This is a genomic window from Paracraurococcus lichenis (genome assembly GCF_030657435.1).
GTDB classification, from domain to species: domain Bacteria; phylum Pseudomonadota; class Alphaproteobacteria; order Acetobacterales; family Acetobacteraceae; genus Paracraurococcus; species Paracraurococcus lichenis.
In genome coordinates this window covers 1-1,666 of record NZ_JAUTWS010000275.1, presented here as the reverse complement: position 1 = coordinate 1,666, position 1,666 = coordinate 1, and the positions used below count along the sequence as shown (strand labels likewise).

At 64.8% G+C, this 1,666-nt stretch carries 2 protein-coding genes; both read left to right on the top strand.

The features are described from left to right. Window positions 1–655 (top strand): CarD family transcriptional regulator (locus Q7A36_RS39655; protein WP_305109295.1); only part of this gene is annotated, 655 nt, incomplete at its 5' end. Between the two features lie 176 nt (window positions 656–831). Next, the coding region (locus Q7A36_RS39650) for a hypothetical protein (RefSeq protein ID WP_305109294.1) at window positions 832–1,666 on the top strand (835 nt) is incomplete at its 3' end.

Sequence of the window (1,666 nt, the reverse complement as noted above, 5' to 3'; positions counted from 1 at the left end):
GACCGACCCGAACAGCCCGATCAGACCGCGGCCATTGCCGGAGCACGGCCAGATGAACTCGAAACTCAAGTCAATTAATGAGGTCGCCCGATCAATGCGCCCAATGCGCCTACCGGTGTCCCGCCCAGAGCCAACCGCCGCCGCCCAGGAAGCAGCTGCCAGGGAAGCGGAGGGCTACGCCGCGGGTGACCTGTTGATGCATCCCGTCCACGGGATCGGGAACCTGACCAAAGTGAAGGAAGTGGCCATTGCCGGCCAGAGCCTACGGGTGCTGGAGATCTTCTTTCCTGCGAACAAGCTGACCATGCAGGTTCCTCACGCCAAGATCGCGGCGATCGGCATTCGTCGGCCTGCAGGCGAGGCGTTGATCGCCGAGGCATTTGATGTCCTCGGGGGCAAGGCCAAGATGGCGCGGCTGCCCTGGATCAAGCGGGCCGTCGAATACCAGGCCAAGATCAACAGCGGCGATCCGCGGCTGGTCGCTGAGGTCATCCGGGACCTGGGGCCGAACAGCACCAGTGCCGATCGCAGTCACGGCGAGAGGGAGGTCTTCGAGGCGGCGTTGGAGCGCCTCGCGCTGGAGATCAGCACCTGTCGTGGTGCCGACCTGCAGGCGACAAGAGAGCAGATCCTCGCGGCAGTCACTCCCAGGTAGGCGGTTCTATCAGGCTTCGCCAACCGACCCGTTTGGCCGGCCAGGGTAGGGCTGATAGGCTCCGGCTCTGGGCCCGTCGGGGGCGAAGGGTGGGGATGGACTGTGTGGCCTGCGGGTTAAGCGGGGCGCCGGAGCGGCCGGAGCGCATTGCCCGGGGCGTCCAACAGCCGAAGGCCATGAGCGAATACCAGTACTATGAATTCCAGGCGATCGACCATCCGCTCGACGAGGCGGACCGCCGGGCACTCCGTGCGATTTCAACACGCGCGCGCATCACCGCAACGAGCTTCACAAACACTTACCAATGGGGCGACCTCAAAGGCGATCCAACGACGTTCATGGAACGCTGGTTCGACCTGCACCTCTATCTCTCCAACTGGGGCTCACGGCGGCTCATGATCCGGTTGCCAGTGAGGTTGGTCGACCGCACCCGTTGCAAGGCACTGCTCCGAAAGGTCGATAGTGCGCGGCTGCTCGTCAAAGGGGAACACTTGATCCTCGACATCCACCGCGATGAGGTGAAAGGGGAAGAGTGGGATGACGGCGCCGGATGGCTCGCAAGTCTGGCGCCGTTGCGGGCCGACCTGCTGACGGGCGACCTGCGCTTATTTTATTTACTCTGGCTGACCGCAGTCGAAGCGGGCGACATCGAGGAGGACGAACCGGAGCCCTTGCCCGGTCTCGGGCCGATGACGCCGGCGTTGGAGGCCTTTGCCCAGTTCTTTGCAATCGACCCCGATCTCATCCAAACAGCGGCCGAGCGTGTTGCCGACCCGGGCTTGGCGGACCTGTCGGGGCCAACTGTCCGCCGGGCTATTACGGCGCTGCCGGAGGCTAAGAAAACCAAGTTGCTGCTGCACCTGTTTGAGAACGGGCCGGGCGCCGCGGCCGAGTTGCGCGCCGAGCTTCGTCGGGTCCTAGCGCCGGAAGCCAATGCTTCGCCTGGCATGCGGCGTAGCGCTGGCGAACTGCTGGCGCGTGCCGAGGCGATCCGTCTCGCCCGCGCGCAAG